Origin of the sequence: Sphingobacterium bambusae, assembly GCF_033955345.1 — a bacterium.
Classification (GTDB): domain Bacteria; phylum Bacteroidota; class Bacteroidia; order Sphingobacteriales; family Sphingobacteriaceae; genus Sphingobacterium; species Sphingobacterium bambusae.
On sequence record NZ_CP138332.1, the window covers coordinates 2758261 to 2774643 of the forward strand.

General features: G+C 45.0%; 17 protein-coding genes. 3 read left to right on the forward strand and 14 right to left on the reverse strand.

Annotated features, from left to right (window positions below):
• Positions 1-108: 108 nt before the first annotated feature.
• Positions 109-1524 carry a Glu/Leu/Phe/Val family dehydrogenase gene (locus SCB77_RS11505; RefSeq protein ID WP_320186581.1) on the reverse strand — a complete coding sequence of 472 codons (1416 nt, stop codon included), beginning with the start codon at positions 1522-1524 and terminating at the stop codon, positions 109-111.
• Positions 1525-1770: 246 nt separating this feature from the next.
• The gene (locus SCB77_RS11510) at positions 1771-2085 is read right to left on the reverse strand and encodes a rhodanese-like domain-containing protein (protein WP_320186582.1); all 315 of its coding nucleotides are present in this window, start codon (positions 2083-2085) and stop codon (positions 1771-1773) included.
• Between the two features lie 101 nt (positions 2086-2186).
• Here SCB77_RS11510 and SCB77_RS11515 point away from each other — a divergent pair, with 101 nt between their 5' ends.
• Complete coding sequence (locus SCB77_RS11515) at positions 2187-3494, forward strand: M20/M25/M40 family metallo-hydrolase (protein ID WP_320186583.1); 1308 nt, start codon at positions 2187-2189, stop codon at positions 3492-3494.
• Between the two features lie 35 nt (positions 3495-3529).
• Here the strand turns inward: SCB77_RS11515 and SCB77_RS11520 are convergent, their stop codons facing one another.
• The 8 genes from SCB77_RS11520 to surE form a co-directional block, all read right to left on the reverse strand.
• Positions 3530-4015: a GNAT family N-acetyltransferase gene (locus tag SCB77_RS11520; RefSeq protein ID WP_320186584.1), complete on the reverse strand. Its 486-nt coding sequence runs from the start codon at positions 4013-4015 to the stop codon at positions 3530-3532.
• Positions 4015-4578: a thiamine diphosphokinase gene (locus tag SCB77_RS11525; protein WP_320186585.1), complete on the reverse strand. Its 564-nt coding sequence runs from the start codon at positions 4576-4578 to the stop codon at positions 4015-4017. The genes SCB77_RS11520 and SCB77_RS11525 overlap by 1 nt, the downstream gene beginning before the upstream one ends.
• 48 nt (positions 4579-4626) lie before the next feature.
• A complete protein-coding gene (locus tag SCB77_RS11530) occupies positions 4627-5811 on the reverse strand; it encodes a M20 metallopeptidase family protein (RefSeq protein WP_320186586.1) in 1185 nt (394 codons plus the stop codon).
• A gap of 16 nt (positions 5812-5827) precedes the next feature.
• Positions 5828-6280 carry an SPOR domain-containing protein gene (locus tag SCB77_RS11535; RefSeq protein ID WP_320186587.1) on the reverse strand — a complete coding sequence of 151 codons (453 nt, stop codon included), beginning with the start codon at positions 6278-6280 and terminating at the stop codon, positions 5828-5830.
• A 17-nt stretch (positions 6281-6297) separates the two neighbouring features.
• Positions 6298-9603: a preprotein translocase subunit SecA gene (gene secA, locus SCB77_RS11540; RefSeq protein ID WP_320186588.1), complete on the reverse strand. Its 3306-nt coding sequence runs from the start codon at positions 9601-9603 to the stop codon at positions 6298-6300.
• A 226-nt stretch (positions 9604-9829) separates the two neighbouring features.
• On the reverse strand, positions 9830-10705 hold the full coding sequence (locus SCB77_RS11545; protein ID WP_320186589.1) for a 1,4-dihydroxy-6-naphthoate synthase: 876 nt from the start codon (positions 10703-10705) through the stop codon (positions 9830-9832).
• An 89-nt stretch (positions 10706-10794) separates the two neighbouring features.
• Positions 10795-11064, reverse strand: a complete 270-nt coding sequence (locus SCB77_RS11550; RefSeq protein ID WP_320186590.1) for a hypothetical protein — start codon at positions 11062-11064, stop codon at positions 10795-10797.
• Positions 11051-11839 (reverse strand): 5'/3'-nucleotidase SurE, encoded by a 789-nt coding sequence (gene surE, locus SCB77_RS11555; RefSeq protein WP_320186591.1) that lies wholly within the window; start codon positions 11837-11839, stop codon positions 11051-11053. Before surE ends, SCB77_RS11550 begins: the two co-directional genes overlap by 14 nt.
• Positions 11840-11997: 158 nt before the next feature.
• Between surE and kduI the strand changes: the two genes are divergently transcribed.
• A complete protein-coding gene (gene kduI / locus SCB77_RS11560) occupies positions 11998-12846 on the forward strand; it encodes a 5-dehydro-4-deoxy-D-glucuronate isomerase (RefSeq protein ID WP_320186592.1) in 849 nt (282 codons plus the stop codon).
• Between the two features lie 30 nt (positions 12847-12876).
• The gene (locus SCB77_RS11565; RefSeq protein WP_320186618.1) at positions 12877-13641 is read left to right on the forward strand and encodes an SDR family oxidoreductase; all 765 of its coding nucleotides are present in this window, start codon (positions 12877-12879) and stop codon (positions 13639-13641) included.
• Positions 13642-13679: 38 nt separating this feature from the next.
• Here the strand turns inward: SCB77_RS11565 and nadD are convergent, their stop codons facing one another.
• Genes nadD through SCB77_RS11585 form a run of 4 tightly spaced genes read right to left on the reverse strand, consistent with a single transcriptional unit; the run spans position 13680 to position 16346 of the window.
• Positions 13680-14255: a nicotinate (nicotinamide) nucleotide adenylyltransferase gene (gene nadD, locus SCB77_RS11570; protein WP_320186593.1), complete on the reverse strand. Its 576-nt coding sequence runs from the start codon at positions 14253-14255 to the stop codon at positions 13680-13682.
• A 7-nt stretch (positions 14256-14262) separates the two neighbouring features.
• Positions 14263-14832: a guanylate kinase gene (gmk, locus tag SCB77_RS11575; protein ID WP_320186594.1), complete on the reverse strand. Its 570-nt coding sequence runs from the start codon at positions 14830-14832 to the stop codon at positions 14263-14265.
• Positions 14833-14834: 2 nt separating this feature from the next.
• Positions 14835-15710, reverse strand: a complete 876-nt coding sequence (locus tag SCB77_RS11580) for a YicC/YloC family endoribonuclease (protein WP_320186595.1) — start codon at positions 15708-15710, stop codon at positions 14835-14837.
• A 54-nt stretch (positions 15711-15764) separates the two neighbouring features.
• Positions 15765-16346: a CAP domain-containing protein gene (locus SCB77_RS11585; RefSeq protein ID WP_320186596.1), complete on the reverse strand. Its 582-nt coding sequence runs from the start codon at positions 16344-16346 to the stop codon at positions 15765-15767.
• Positions 16347-16383: the final 37 nt, after the last annotated feature.

Here is a 16383-nt window from a genome sequence, read left to right on the forward strand (position 1 = left end):
GGGGTAAAAATACGGAAATCATCCTAAAAATAGCGCTGCCCGCTCATGGTTCTGTAAGAAACAGAGCGGGCAGCGTTATCGTTATACTTTCGATCACAAAAAATCGACTTATGGAAAGATGCCCAATTCTTCGTAGGACACACCGATTTTGTTTATCGCACAGATGAATGCCGCCGTACGCAGATCGCCCGCTCCCTCCAAAGACTGGTAAATATCCCTGATCTCCCGGTAGGATCCTATCATCGTATCTTCGAGTCCCGAGTGTACCAAGTCTATCTCGTCAGGCCCACGAAGGATGGTCTTCCGTTCAAGATCTGACACCCGTTTGCCAGTCATCGACTCAATAATATCGATAAGCTCTTTGTACATATCGTCGCTGAACCGTTTCTCTAAGCGTCCGTAACGCACACGGCTCAAATTCTTCAACCACTCAAAATAGGATACCGTCACCCCGCCGGCGTTCAAGTACACATCTGGGATGACCAACACACCACGCTCAGCCAAAATCTCATCCGCTTCGGAGGTCAATGGGCCGTTAGCAGCCTCTCCCACGATCTTTGCTTGTATACGACCGGCATTTTCTTTATGGATCACACTTTCCAAGGCGGCGGGGATCAAAATATCACAAGCCTGCTCCAAGCCTTCTGCAGGATCAGAGAAGTTCACCGCCCCCGGAAAGTTTAAGATCCCGCCCGTACTTTGACGATGCGCCTGCACGGCATTCAGATCTAGACCGTCCTCGTTATAGATCGCTCCATCATACTCGATCAGACCGACAAGCTTGGCGCCAGCCTCCTGGAAATATTTTGCCGTATGGTAACCTACATTGCCCAAGCCCTGAACGATCACTCGTTTGCCAGCGATACCTGTACTCAGGCCTAGCTTTGCCATATCCTCTTCAAAAGAGCAGGCTTCGCGCACACCAAAGAAAACACCGAGGCCCGTTGCTTCTGTACGTCCGCGCACACCGCCTTGCGAAATAGGCTTTCCCGTTACGCAGGCCTGCGCATTGATCTCTCCCGGGTTGAGGGATGAATAGGTATCCATAATCCAGCTCATTTCGCGTGCTCCAGTCCCGTAATCTGGCGCTGGAACGTCTATTGCCGGCCCAATAAAGTTCTTTTTGCAAAGTTCCGAGGTGTAACGTCGGGTAATTTTCTCCAGCTCAAACACCGAATACTTCTTCGAGTCGATCTTGATACCGCCCTTGCCCCCACCAAAAGGCACATTTACAATCGCACACTTGTAGGTCATCAATGCTGCCAAGGCCATAACCTCTTCTTGATCCACCTCCATACTAAAGCGAATCCCCCCTTTACAAGGTAATTTGTGATGGGAATGTTGAACCCTATAGGCTTCTATAACTTCAATTTTCTCGCCTATTCTTACGGGAAATTTTACGCGTAGAATGGAATTGCACGCTTTGATTTGATCTAGGATCCCTTTGTCGAATCGCGTTAATTTAGCCGCCTTATCAAAATTGCGCTGTACACTTTCAAAAAAGGTATTGTTTGCTGTCGCCATAACATCGCTGTTTATGTGTTTATGTTTGGTTTTTTAACGAAATAAATTTAAGAAACTTTGTGCTGGATCTGGCCGTCTTTGGCCCGAGCATAAAACATTTACCTTTTTTACGTTTGAAACGCCGTTTTGTTTTGGAACAAGTAAAAAAAGCGCTAAAATGCAATGACTTTAGTGAGGAATATTGCTTTTCATTAAAACGAAAAAGGAAGCCTTTTGGCTTCCTCTGCTAAACTTTATAGATCATGACTAATATACGTCAAGCTCAGGATCAATTTCTTCTTTCCAAGCTAAGATACCACCTTTCAGGTTGGCCAAGTTGTCAAAACCCTGTTGCTCTAAAAGCATGACCGCTTGGGCACTGCGCTTACCACTTCTACATTGGATGATAACCGGCTTGTCCCGATCAATCTTATCGGCTTCGATAACAATGCCAGCCAAGGGGATATTTACCCCGTTTAGGTTCGATACTTCATATTCGAAGGGTTCGCGGACATCTATCAATTGAAATTCGTCATTGCGATCCAGCATGTCTTTCAATTCTTGGACTGTAACTTCTTTCATATTTTTTTATACTTTTATCCAAATATACTATTTTTAAAAATAGGGAGTTCGCTTTCTGCATGATTGCCAAATAAAAATTACAGAACGTTTAAAAACAACAGATGATCGGAAAATTTCGTCAATATACACTCTTGGTATCCCTAATGGGTGCTTCTTTTTTGCCTTCGGCAAACGCACAGGTTGCCGACTACACCGATGTACAACGTATTGTCGAAACCTTGGCCGCCGATGACATGCGTGGACGGGCTTCTTTAAGTGCGGATATTGCACGCGCAGCAGACTTCATCGCTTCGGAATTCCGACAGGCAGGTCTTAAGCCCTATGCCGAGGAAAACTACCGACAGAGCTTCATGGTGACGAAGGTAATCAATGGCAAGCAAACCGTTCAAGTGAATGGAAATGCGCTACAAGAAGACGACTTTATTGTGCTCAATAATGCGAGCAGCCTCTCTTGGGACAAGCAATCGAAGGTGGAGAACATCGAGATCAAAGCGGGAGAGGATTTTTCTCAGCGATTTAGAACAATCGTACGCGAAAATCCCAATAATGCTATCGTATGGGTAGATCCTTCATTTGCACCTATGCTTGCTCGATTTAAGAAGATTTTCAACCGAGAGAATGTAGTGCCCAAACAAGAAAAAACAGATGACGGACCAAGCAAGGTTTTTCTATTAAAAAGCGGGGCCGTGCAAAGCTTTCAGATCGCAGCGACGACGACAAGACAGGATTTTCCGTTGTTTAATGTCGCCGCCGTTATCCCCGGAAAATCGAAAGCGGACGAATTCGTCATCTTCTCGGGACACTATGACCACATTGGCATCTTGGATGCCGTAGGACAAGATTCCATTGCCAATGGCGCCGATGACGACGCCTCCGGAACAACAGCCATGATTGCGCTAGCTAAATATTTCAAGAAAGCAGATATCAATGAACGTACACTGATCTTTGTCGCCTTTACAGCAGAAGAAATTGGTATGTTCGGTTCCAAATACTTCTCCAATAAGATCGATGCAGATAAGGTTGTAGCGATGGTCAATATCGAGATGATAGGTAAAGATTCAAAGTTCGGCCCTAACAGTCTTTATGTGACGGGCTATGATAATTCCAATTTGGCAAAACTGATGCAGGAAAATGTAAAAGGAACAGCCTTCACCTTTCATCCAGATCCTTATCCGCAACAAAACCTGTTCTATCGTAGCGACAATGCGGTGCTCGCAGCGCTGGGCGTGCCCGCACACACTTTTTCGACCTCGCAGATTGACAATGATAGCTATTACCACACCGTAAAGGACGAAGTGGAAACACTGGATGTCAACAATATAAAAGCGAGCATTGAAGGAATTGCCAAAGGCGTAGAGGGAATTGTCAAGGGATTGCAGACACCCACACGTGTAGAGAAACTACAATAAAAAAAGCAGGTTAAACCTGCTTTTTTTATTAAGAACTACAAAACAGATTTCTGCATGACGTAGTCGTCCAAGATAAAATGATAATAAGGGATATCGACTTCCTCAACAACCTCAAAATCCTGTTTGATATAAAAGTAATAGGCCTTGTTGTTACGGTTAACATTGAGCTCTAAGGTGTGAAGCTCTGTTCGCTTTGCTTCTTCTAGTGCAAAATCAAGTAGAACCTTTCCGTATCCCCGGCCTTGGGCTTCCGGCAGGAGATATATTTTTTCTATCCGCAAGATAGCCGGCAGCTTTCTTTTAAGTCCGATAAACCCGACAGGATTACCATCTTCTAGCGCAAGAAAAAACATACAACCTTCATGCATAGCCTCCAATAAGCCTTCCGGGCTATACATTTTATCCAGCATAAATGCTATTTGATCAGATAACAATACGCCGGCGTATCCAGCGCGCCAACTGCGCTGTGCGAGGTCTTCTATAACCGCGCGATCCTTTTCACCGGCTTCTACGATCTCCATTAGAGGCGCTCTCCCACGGCAACAAATTCATCCGTATTAAATCCAAGATAAAAAAAACCTTCCTGCTCTGTTTCGAACACGTTTTCGGTTACTTTCCGCAAACCAACGAGTGATTTAAGTTGCGTTTCATCTACATAAATACGCTCGCCTTTTGCTTTCCACTTTTCGAACGATTGTCGCACAAATACGATCCGCTTTCCTGCCACAAACACAACGATGTTGATCGCCGATGCATAATGGCTGAAATTAGCCGAAAGGCTATCACAAGCTACATTTACGGCCTTGTATTGCTGTTCGATAAGGTATTCTAGGGCTTCGTCCAAGGCCTGTTGCTTAAGCGCGACACGCTTGATTTGCTCTTGGTCGTATTGGGTATCCTGTTTCGTAAGAACCACGTCCACCTTGATTCCTTGAGCGAGCAAAAAGTCGATATGATAGTCGTCAGTCAGTATCGTTGGACTCCATTCCAACAGTTGGCCTAAGTTTTCGCTGTCCAGCGCATCCGCGGAAAGTATGATCAATGCTGGCTCTTGATTTTCTCTAACAATATGGTGCGAGGACATTGGTACTGCAATCTAATTTATGGATGATAGTGTGCGCTCCATGCACGATTATGCGCCGAGCTGCTTGAGCGTCATGTAGGCCATGAGGCCAATACTTGTTTTCAGGGCTTTTTCATCGATGTCGAAGGTTGGTGTATGCACGGCGGAGGTAATGCCCGCCGCTTTATTACCAGTTCCTAAGCGATAGAAACAAGCGTTAATTTCTTGAGAGTAGTAAGAGAAATCTTCTGCTGCAGGCCATACGTCGAGCTCCACAACATTGTCCGCTCCAAGATATTCCACCGCATATGCTCTGGATGATTCGGTTATCTGTGCTTCATTGATTAAAAATGGATAGCCTTTGCGCACTTCAAAATCGCAGGTAGCCCCCATGCTTTCCGCAATGCCGACAGCCATCTTCACCATGCGTTCATGCGCATCTGCACGCCAACGCTCATCAAAAGTACGAAAAGTACCTTCGAGATATACTGAATCGGGAATCACATTGGTAGCACCATTACCCACTATCTTACCCCAAGAGAGCACCGTTGGCGTTCTGGGGTCAGCGTTTCGGCTAACAATCTGCTGTAATGCCGTTATGATCTGCGCAGTGATAGCTATTGGATCTATATTTTGGTGTGGATGCGCGCCATGCCCTCCACGCCCCGTGACGGTCATGAAAAGCTCATCGCAGGAGGCCATGTATTTGCCAGCGCGAAAGCCCACTTTACCCGCGTCGATCGGTGGCATAACATGCTGACCGATGATCCCTACAGGAGTAGGGTTTTGCAATACACCCTCTTTAATCATTAGGGATGCACCACCGGGAAGACGCTCCTCTCCTGGTTGAAAAATAAGCTTTACAGTACCGCCAAAATCCGCTTTCAGCGATTGCAAAATAGCCGCAACACCAAGCAGGGATGAGGTGTGTACATCATGCCCGCAGGCATGCATTACGCCACTATTTTGCGATCCATAACTACGCCCTTCCACTTCTTGAATGGGCAAGGCATCCATATCTGCACGTAGCGCTAATACTTTTCCTGTGGGCTTGTCGCCATGAATCAGCGCCACAACACCTGTGCCGGCCATGCTCTCATAGGGAATCCCTAGATCGTCCAACTTTTGCTTCACAAAAGCTGCTGTTTGGTATTCTTCAAACGAAAGCTCCGGAAATTTATGCAGATGCCTTCTGATACTGACCGTCTCCTCGAAGAAAACCTCCGCAAGTTGCTGTATTTTATCTTTCAACATCGTGAATCCCTTTCTATTATTCGTAAGCCCAAATATCTTCTGTAAACACAAATACGTTGCTGTACTGCGAGCGTAACACGCGCATGAAATTGGTTGCATCTGCACGACTACGGAAATCGCCGACCTTAACGCGGTAGTTCGGTTCGTCGTAGTTTACGTAGCTTCCAATGTCTTTATACGCATTCTGGAAGCGAGACTGCACCGCATAGGCCTCGTTTCTGCTTGAACCTGAAAAGATCTGCACCCGAAATCCTCTCACCTTAACGCGTTTAGCGTTCTTTTTATCCACCACCTTAGAGCCAAGGCTTACCATGCGTGCAGTAGTAGGATTGATACCATGTTCTGCTCGGAACTCTTGCAGAAGGCCGATGAGCGAATCTTTTTGCACTTCGACAACGCCGGTTTGGGCTTTCCCTACCTGAGATAGTCCGATAAACACAAAACCTAGTATCAATCCTTTGTATAACATCTTTATTCTAAATTTTATTAACTGTTTTTTCCGTGACAGTTTTTGTATTTCAAGCCAGATCCACAAGGACACTCGTCATTACGACCTACTGTTTGCTCTTTGCGAATGGGCTGCGTGATTTGTTGCTCACGCGTGTCTTGATCTTCTTCAGAAACACCTGTTGGAGACGCCAATTCTGCCTTCGTCGCCTTCACCTGTGCGGGCTGTGCAGGAACAGGACGTGCTGCCTGAATATGCTGAGGTTGCTGCTGTTGACCCGGGATCTCTCCTTTGAACAGGAAGCTTACAATTTCTTTATTCATGGATGCCAACATGCTCTTGAACAGGTTATAGGCTTCCATTTTGTAGATGATGATCGGATCTTTCTGCTCGTAGACGGCATTCTGTACAGATTGCTTCAAGTCGTCCATCTCGCGCAAATGTTCTTTCCAAGCTTCGTCGATCAATGCGAGTACGATACCTTTTTCAAAAGATTTGAAAACCTCTTTACCTTGAGATTCTACCGCTTTATGCAGATTAGTCGCAACTTGTATGCCACGAATACCATCGCTAAATGGCACAACCACATTCTCAATCATCGCTCCGCGCTCGGCCAATACATTCGTTAATACCGGCAAAGTTTGCTCGGCAATATGCAGAGCCTTTTGGTGGTACTGCTCAATGATCTGCTGGAATAATTTATCCGTTAAATTAACGGCATTCGTTTGTGCGAACTCCTCGGCAGATACCTCGGGGTTGATGGCAAATAAGCGAATAACCTCAATTTGGAAATCCTCGTAGCTTCCGCCCTCTTTAGCCTCAATCACCACGTCTTCCACCACATCAAAGATGGTGTTGTTCAAATCTACGTCCAAGCGTTCGCCGAAAAGGGCGTTTTTACGCTTCGTGTAGATTACCGTACGCTGTGAGTTCATGACGTCATCATACTCTAACAAGCGTTTACGGATACCGAAGTTGTTTTCCTCTACTTTACGTTGCGCTCTTTCAATCGATTTAGTCAGCATGCTGTGCTGCATCACCTCGCCTTCTTCCACACCCATTTTAACCATGATGTTGGAAATACGCTCCGAAGCAAATAGACGCATCAAGTTGTCCTCCAATGAAACGAAGAACTGTGATGAACCTGGGTCTCCCTGACGACCTGCACGACCACGTAACTGACGGTCTACACGACGTGATTCGTGACGCTCGGTACCGATGATCGCCAAACCGCCGGCGTTGATTACGTCAGCAGTCAACTTAATATCCGTACCACGACCAGCCATGTTGGTGGCGATGGTAACCTGTCCCGGACGACCAGCCTCCGCAACGATATCAGCCTCTTTTTGGTGAAGCTTCGCATTCAGCACGTTGTGCTTGATACCACGCAGCTTCAACATCCGACTCAACAATTCGGAAATTTCGACGGACGTCGTACCGACCAATACTGGTCTACCCTCTTCGGTCAATCGTTGTATCTCCTGCGCTACGGCATTGTATTTTTCTCGTGCTGTGCGGTATATAAAATCCTGACGGTCGTCACGTTGGATCGAACGGTTCGTTGGAATTTCTACCACATCAAGCTTGTATATTTCCCAAAGCTCGCCCGCTTCCGTAGATGCCGTACCGGTCATCCCGGAAAGCTTATGGTACATCCGGAAGTAGTTCTGCAGGGTAATGGTTGCATAGGTTTGTGTAGCATCCTCCACTTTCACGTTCTCTTTGGCCTCAATTGCTTGGTGCAAGCCATCCGAGTAACGACGGCCCTCCATTATACGGCCGGTTTGCTCATCAACGATCTTGACTTTTCCTTCATCAACGATATACTGATCGTCGATTTCGAATAGCGTGTATGCTTTCAGCAACTGGTTGATGGAGTGGATACGCTCTGATTTAATAGAGTAATCGCGTAACAATTCTTCCTTCTGCTGTGCTTTTTCCTCTAATGGAAGATCCGATTTTTCGATATCGGCAATCTCAGAACCTACATCAGGTAAAATGAAGAATGATGGATCTTCACCTGAGGCAGTAATCAATTCGATTCCTTTCTCGGTTAACTCCACCTGATTATTTTTCTCATCGATCACGAAGAACAATTCCGCATCCACCTTAGGCATGTTACGATTTTGCTCTTGCATATAGTATGCCTCTACTTTCTGCAACAACTGCCGGTGGTTGCTCTCAGAAAGGAACTTAATCAACGCTTTATTTTTTGGTAACCCGCGGTATGCACGCAATAGGGACATACCTCCGCCTTCTACTTCGCTGTTACCAGCAGCAATAGATTTTTTGGCATCATTGAACACCGTATTGATATATGCCTTTTGTGCGTTAACCAAACGTTCGATACGTGGTTTAAGCTGATAGAACTCATGTTGGTCACCACGCGGAATTGGTCCGGAGATAATAAGTGGCGTACGTGCATCGTCAATCAAAACAGAGTCGACCTCATCAATCATGGCAAAATGCAATTTGCGCTGCACCATGGCGTCTGGAGTTTGTGTCATATTGTCGCGCAAGTAGTCAAAACCAAACTCGTTGTTCGTTCCGTAAACGATGTCAGAAAGATATGCTTTTCTACGTTGCGGCGAGTTCGGCTGATGCTTGTCGATACAATCGACGCTCAATCCGTGAAATTCGAACAAAGGTCCGTTCCACTCAGAGTCACGACGAGCTAGGTAGTCATTCACCGTCACGATATGTACCCCTTGACCAGAAAGCGCATTGAGATAAGTAGGCAATGTACCTACCAAGGTTTTACCCTCTCCCGTAGACATTTCCGAAATTTTACCTTGGTGTAATACGATACCACCGATCAACTGTACATCATAGTGCACCATATTCCAAGTAACTTCGGTGCCTGCCGCCAACCAAGAATTCTTCCAAACGGCTTTATCACCATGAATAGTAACATTGGGCTTACGGCTAGCAATTTCACGGTCAAAGTCGGTCGCGGTAACTTCGATTTCTTTATTTTCAGAAAGACGACGTGCTGTTTCTTTAACAACGGCAAATCCTTCGGGCAATATCTCCAATAAAACCTCTTCCAATTTCTTGTCGCGGTCTTTAGATAGCTTATCAACCTTTTCGTAAAGCTCTGTCTTTTTACCCATATCCACCTCGTCACGATCCGCTTCTGCTTTCAATGACGAGATTTCTTCATCTATTTCCGATAAATATTCTTTGATTCTATTTTTGAAGGCCAATGTTTTGCCACGAAGTTCATCGTTTGACAGCGACGCCAACTTTTCGTACTCTTCTTTTATCTTCTCAACAATAGGTTGTATGGATTTAATATCTCGCTCCGACTTACTGCCAAATAATTTACTTAAAAATTTCAACATACTATTTTTTTTATCTCAGTTTACCGCTGTGCAATAATGGCTCCAATCCTTTTTTGCAGACATTTTGGCACTAATCGGGCAAATTTACTTATTACATGTGATAACTAACAGAATTACAAGTTATTTTTTTGTTTCGTAATCCTATTGTTATGCCTCGCTTTTCCATTCCCGCGATTTCTATTTATCTCCGGACTTATAGTTATCGAAAAAGACAGCCCGGCAGTTATTAGTTCGTTAAAAACAGAGATTGGGTCGAAGAAGGTATTATACTCAAATCCAACGCTTTGTCAAACATCTGCTGAATGGCACGACGCCCCTCATCACCCAAATTCTCCGAATATCGATTGACGTACAATTCAATATGTTTATACATCACCTCCTCTTCCATTTCTTGCGCGTGTGAACGAACGTAGTCGACACTTGATTTTGGGTGCGCAAAGGCATACTGTACACTCTTCCTAATCAACTCATTTACACGAAGCTTCAGCTGTGGGTCTAAACTACGTTTGATAACAATTCCCCCCAAGGGAATGGGACTGCCCGTGGTACGCTCCCAGTAATCGCCCAGATCCACCACCTTATGCAGACCTTTATCCTGATAGGTGAACCTATTTTCGTGAATGATAAGCCCTAGATCTATCCGTTCCTCCAACAAGGCCTGCTCGATGTCCGAAAAGACTAGTGCAATCTTATCCTGCAGAGCCGGCAGAGCCAAGCCCAATAAAAAATTGGCGGTAGTATATTTTCCGGGAATACCAACCCTTAACTTGGAATCCTCTGTGGAAAGCTCTGCTTTGCCGTCAAGAATTGCCTGCAAACGTGCAGCAAGCTTCTCATCTTTGGCAATCAGCAATGGTCCCACCCCAAATCCTAGCGCACTACCCGCATCCAATAGCTCATAATCTTTTGCCGCATAGGCAAAGGCATGATAGCTTAGTTTCGTGATGTCTAGTGTGCCGCTAAATGCTTGTTGGTTTAAGGTTTCCACATCTTGATATTGCACGTCGAATTCCAAACCTTCGGTATCAATCTTATGGTGGATCAATGCATCAAAGATAAACGTGTCGTTTGGGCAAGGAGAAAAGCCCAATGTCAATTTCATATTCATTTTCTTGTTTCCATATTCTTCTACTAATCGGCGATGTTGACAGGTATATATAGACATATCATCGCATACTCGCCTCTAGTAGATTACAAATTCATCTTAAAAAAATAAAGCAGCAGCAATAGTCCGATAAACGTCGTTAATATAATGCCTTTTGCCACTTGATCCTGCGGTTGCTCTTTCCGGAAAAACACACGTACCAAGATCATGTTTATGCCTGCTGCAAGCACATAAAACACAATAGGCTTGTTTGGGAAATACTGTGCAATCAGCGCGGTATGATGTGTCAAGAAAAAGGCAATCAGCGGCGCAACAGCACCGATACCGACCCCTGTAACTACGCTATTTCGCATCATCTACGCTAAAAGTCCAAGAATTCAGTTCCGTTATGGCGTGGTGCGCCGTCATATCAAATTGAGTAGGCACAACCGATACATAACCTTTGCTTAGCGCATACACGTCCGTATCTTCGCCCTTATCGAGCAACTGGAATTTTCCGGTCATCCAAAAATATTCACGTTGGTAAGGATCCAATCGTTCATCAAACTCCTCGAACCATTTCGCGGTGGCTTGTCTACATATCTTAATTCCCTTAATTTCTTGGCTAACATGCGGAAAATTAACGTTAAGCAAAGTCGCCTTTTGCAGGCCGTTTTCCAGCACCTGCTCAGCAATGGCGCGCAGGTAGGGTCTACAGTGTGAAAAGTCAGCGTGGTGCGAGAAATCGTCCAATGAAAAACCAATGGATGGAATACCCTCAATAGCGCCTTCTACCGCTGCCGACATCGTTCCTGAATACAACACGTTAATGGAATAGTTGAGTCCATGGTTTATTCCGGACACACAGAGGTCGGGCTTCTTGCCCTTAAAGATCTTGTTAACGGCCAATTTGACACAGTCTACTGGCGTTCCCGAACATTTATACATCTCTACACCTTCATAAAGATCGATTTTATCCAAACGCAGCGGTTTTCCAATAGTGATTGCGTGCCCCATTCCCGATTGCGGACTATCGGGGGCAACCACCACTACCTGACCTATTTTTTGCATTTCCTCTAATAGAACTTTGATACCGGGCGCGGTTATGCCATCGTCGTTAACGACCAAAATTGTCGGTTTCCTCTTTGTCATAATGCGAATTTATGAAAAAAGCGCCATGAATTGGCTATTCCATAAAAGAGTTACATCCTATGGATAAATGGCAACGTTTCCGAAGAATGCCCTAGTGCAAACCAACATTAAGCGCTATCTTAGGAAGATTATCAATCTTTGTTTATTAAATACATATTATGAGTCATACCATTTTCGAAAGTCGTTACGCTATTGGCCCCAACGAAACCAAATCACTGGATACCAAAGGCCTTCGCGAGAATTTTCTTATCGAAAAAGTGTTTTCAGCAGATAAGATACACTTTGTTTATACACATTATGACCGCTACATGGCGGGGGGCGCAATGCCGGTTCTGGGTCGTCTACAACTGGAAACAATCGATGAGCTGTTGAAAGAACCTTATTTTTTGTCGCGACGAGAATTGGGTATCATTAACGTGGGTGGCGATGGAAAAGTTGAGGTAGATGGCACTTCTTATGACATAAACCACAAAGAAGCTTTGTATATAGGTAAAGGAGCAAAGGAAGTGTTCTTTAGTAGCAACGATTCATCAAATCCAGCTAAATTTTACCTAAACTCTACGCCTGCACACCACAGTTACCCTACCAAGCGTGTTACCAAAGCCGAAGCCAATAAAATTGAACTAGGCTCATTGGAAACCGCAAACCACCGTACCATCAACCAAATGCTATTGAACAAAGTGGTAGATACCTGCCAATTACAGATGGGGATGACTGAACTTAAACCCGGTTCGGTATGGAACACCATGCCTTCGCACACCCACGACCGACGCATGGAGGTATACTTTTACTTTGAAGTGCCGGAGGCGCAAGCTGTTTCCCATTTCATGGGTCCAATTGACGAGACACGCCACATCTGGATGCAGAATGAGCAAGCGGTTATATCACCACCTTGGTCGATCCACTCGGGCGCAGGCACCAGTAACTACACCTTTATTTGGGGCATGGCGGGCGAAAACCTAGACTATGACGATATGGATAAATGTGCGATCACCGACTTACGTTAATTATATTTTAGCTTTACATACAACATGTCTATACTACATAAATTTGACCTCACGGGGAAAGTAGCGCTGGTTACGGGCTGCAAAAGAGGTATTGGAAAGGCTTTAGCAGAGGCCTTGGCTGAAGCGGGTGCAGATATCATCGGCGTTTCCGCATCGCTGGAACTCGAGCATTCTAAGGTAGCAGACTCCATAAAAGCCCTGGGCAGAAACTTCTACCCTTACCAATGCAATTTCTCGGACAGGAAATCACTTTATGCTTTCATCGAACAGGTGAAGAAAGATCATCCGGTTATCGATATTCTTTTCAACAATGCGGGAAACATCTTACGTAAACCTGCTGCAGAGCACCCCGACGAGATGTGGGATGAGGTTATTGAGATCAACCAAAATGCACAGTTTATATTGACACGCGAAATAGGAAAAGAGATGCTTTCACGTGGAACGGGAAAAATCGTGTTCACAGCATCCTTATTAACGTTCCAAGGTGGTATTAATGTTCCGGGCTATGCTGCATCCAAAGGAGCTATTGGTTCGCTAACGAAGGCTTTCGCCAACGAATGGGCTAGTAAAGGCGTCAACGTCAATGCGATCGCTCCTGGCTACATAGCAACCGACAATACGGAAGCTTTACGTGATGACCCTGAACGCTCAGCGTCCATCTTGTCCCGTATCCCCGCAGCGCGTTGGGGACAGCCCGAAGATTTTAAAGGCCCAGCCGTCTTCTTGGCTTCCGATGCCTCCGATTATGTACATGGCACCATCCTTACCGTCGATGGCGGATGGATGGGGAGATAAAAACAAAAAATGGTATGCTTTTGGCATCCCATTTTTTGTTATACGTACAAGCCCTTCTTATCGATAAACTCGCGTACCTTATCGACGGTATAGTATCGGATATCCTTTTTGTCTTTAATACATTTTCGCAGAAAGGTAGATGACAACTCCATCATTGGTGTTTCGGTCATGATAACCGAAGGATGATTTTTATATTTTCCTGCATCATAGCCCGGCCGTGGGTACACAATTAATTTATAATCCCGCAAGATCACATCGGCATTCTTCCATTTAGAAAAACCCTGCAGGTTGTCCTCTCCCATAATCAGCATAAATTCCTTGTTAGGATACTTCTCACGCAGATGGATAAGGGTGTCCACGGTGTACGAAGGCTGCGGAAGGTTAAATTCAATATCTGAAGCACGCAACTTATCCTCGCCTTCTAAAGCCAAGTTGACCATCTCCAGCCTATCGTACATATTGCCCAAACTCTTCTTTTCCTTAAACGGATTCTGCGGAGATACAACGAACCAAACTTCGTCGAGCTCCGTAAAATTGCACATATATTTAGCGATGATCAGGTGGCCCACATGAATGGGATTAAAAGAGCCGAAAAACAAGCCTACCTTCGCCATAAGATATCTATTTGTTAAGGAAATCCGTTACCAGTTGTTCCGCTTCATCACATGCAGTATCCAAATCGAAGTTGTTCAATACCACATCAAACTTATCGGCGTAGCTAAGCTCGGTTTCTGCCTTTGCAAAGCGCTCCTGTAGCTTCTCTTCCGAATCGGTGCCGCGACCCGTTAAACGCGCTTTCAGTACATCCAGCGATGGCGGATTAACAAAAATTGCCAAGGCTTTTTCCGGAAACTTAGACTTCAAACGCAAACCGCCCACCACGTCAATATCAAATATCACTGATTTACCTTCTGCCCAAATACGTTCCACTTCCTTGCGTAACGTACCATAGAACGTTCCTGCATAAACTTCTTCGAACTCAATAAATTCGTGTTTCGCAATCTTATGTAAAAAATCTTCCTTGCTTATAAAATAATAGTCTTTCCCATCAACTTCCGCTCCGCGTGGGGCGCGTGTGCTTGCCGATATCGAAAAGACAATCTTATCGCCATGTTTCTCCAAAAGTCGTTTAACGATCGTTGTTTTTCCTGCACCGGATGGCGCAGAAAATATGATTAGTTTGCCGCTCATTTTTATAATACGTTAAGCAGTTGTTCTTTTATTTTTTCCAGTTCCTCCTTCATGCGCACCACAATTTGCTGAATGCCGGCATCATTTGCTTTCGAGCCTAACGTATTAATTTCGCGACCCATCTCTTGAGAGATAAAGCCAAGCTTCTTTCCGTTAGAATCCGACGCATTCAAGGCATCGATAAAATAATTGCAATGGCTGCGCAGACGAACTTTCTCTTCCGTGATGTCCAACTTGTCGATATAGAAAATCAGCTCCTGCTCAAAGCGATTCATATCTACATTCTCCTTTCCTACAGCCTCATCCAAGTAATGGCTGATGCGCTCGCGTATCAGTGGGATGCGAGAACCCTCTGTTCCCTCCACTTGCTTCAGATAAGAAAGGATCATCTGTACGCGCGACTCTAGATCATCCTTTAGGATCTGTCCTTCATCTTGCCTAAATCTATTGAACCGTTCTATGGCTGCGTAATAGGCATCCATAAGCACCTTGCCTTCTTCTTCATCCACGACATCTTCGTTTGACGTGACGACCTCGGGCATATTCAAGGCCATTTCGAATAATGATGCGTCTTTCTCGCCCACCTGAAAGGCTATTTCTTGCAGCTGCTTATAATATTTAGTCAATAACGTTGCATTAATGGAAGAGGCTTTGGCTGTTTGGTCGGCATACTCTACCGTCACCATAATATTCACCTTGCCACGCTCGATCAACTTGCTAGACTCGGAACGCAAGGCAAATTCTTTATCGGAAACAACCTTTGGCAAACGAAGGTTTAGCTCTAGAAATTTCGAATTCAGGGATTTTAATTCGACGGTATATTTAACTTTCCCATTTTCTTGGGAACCAATACCATACCCTGTCATAGATTTTATCATATGCAAAGGTATGAAAAGTAAATATGAAATTAAGCTTTATAGTTTTCTTTCGCCCTACCAGTCGTGTTTGGCAATAATAACACTCATATAGGTTTTATAAGCTGCGCCATGAGGCACACGTACAAAGCCTATACCTATATCCTGAAGCGATCCATTCCACTCGTCCATACCAAGTACGTGCTTACGATGCATAAAGCCCGGCGACCCCTTGCCAATAATAAAGGCTTTGATGCCATCCACTGCTGTGGGATGATTGGCAGCTATGGATTCGAAATTATTAGCCGTCCGTTTTTTCAGCCAGTCGCTGCTCAACGAATAGCCCGCCTGCACGATAAAATGGTTAGGGCCTATCCCTTCGGGATTATTATGGTCAAAGTAATTTCGCTCAGCCATATCCCTTGCGCGTTGTTCGGCGGCCCTAGCGAGGTCATTGTTCCAACGGAGCTTTACTTTCGAAACCTTCGCGACATCAAATCGGATACCCAAAGCGCGCATCATCGCCCTGGGGTTATCCCGAAAATCAAGCAAGTAAGTATAAGCTTCTTTGGCCGCAGCTTTATCAACGGACACCTTATTACGCTGTCCATACAACGCCGTGTTAAGTAATAGAAAAAGTAATATTGAGCAAATACGCATGTGAATCGTTCTTTACGATGTAGACTAAGAAATAGCT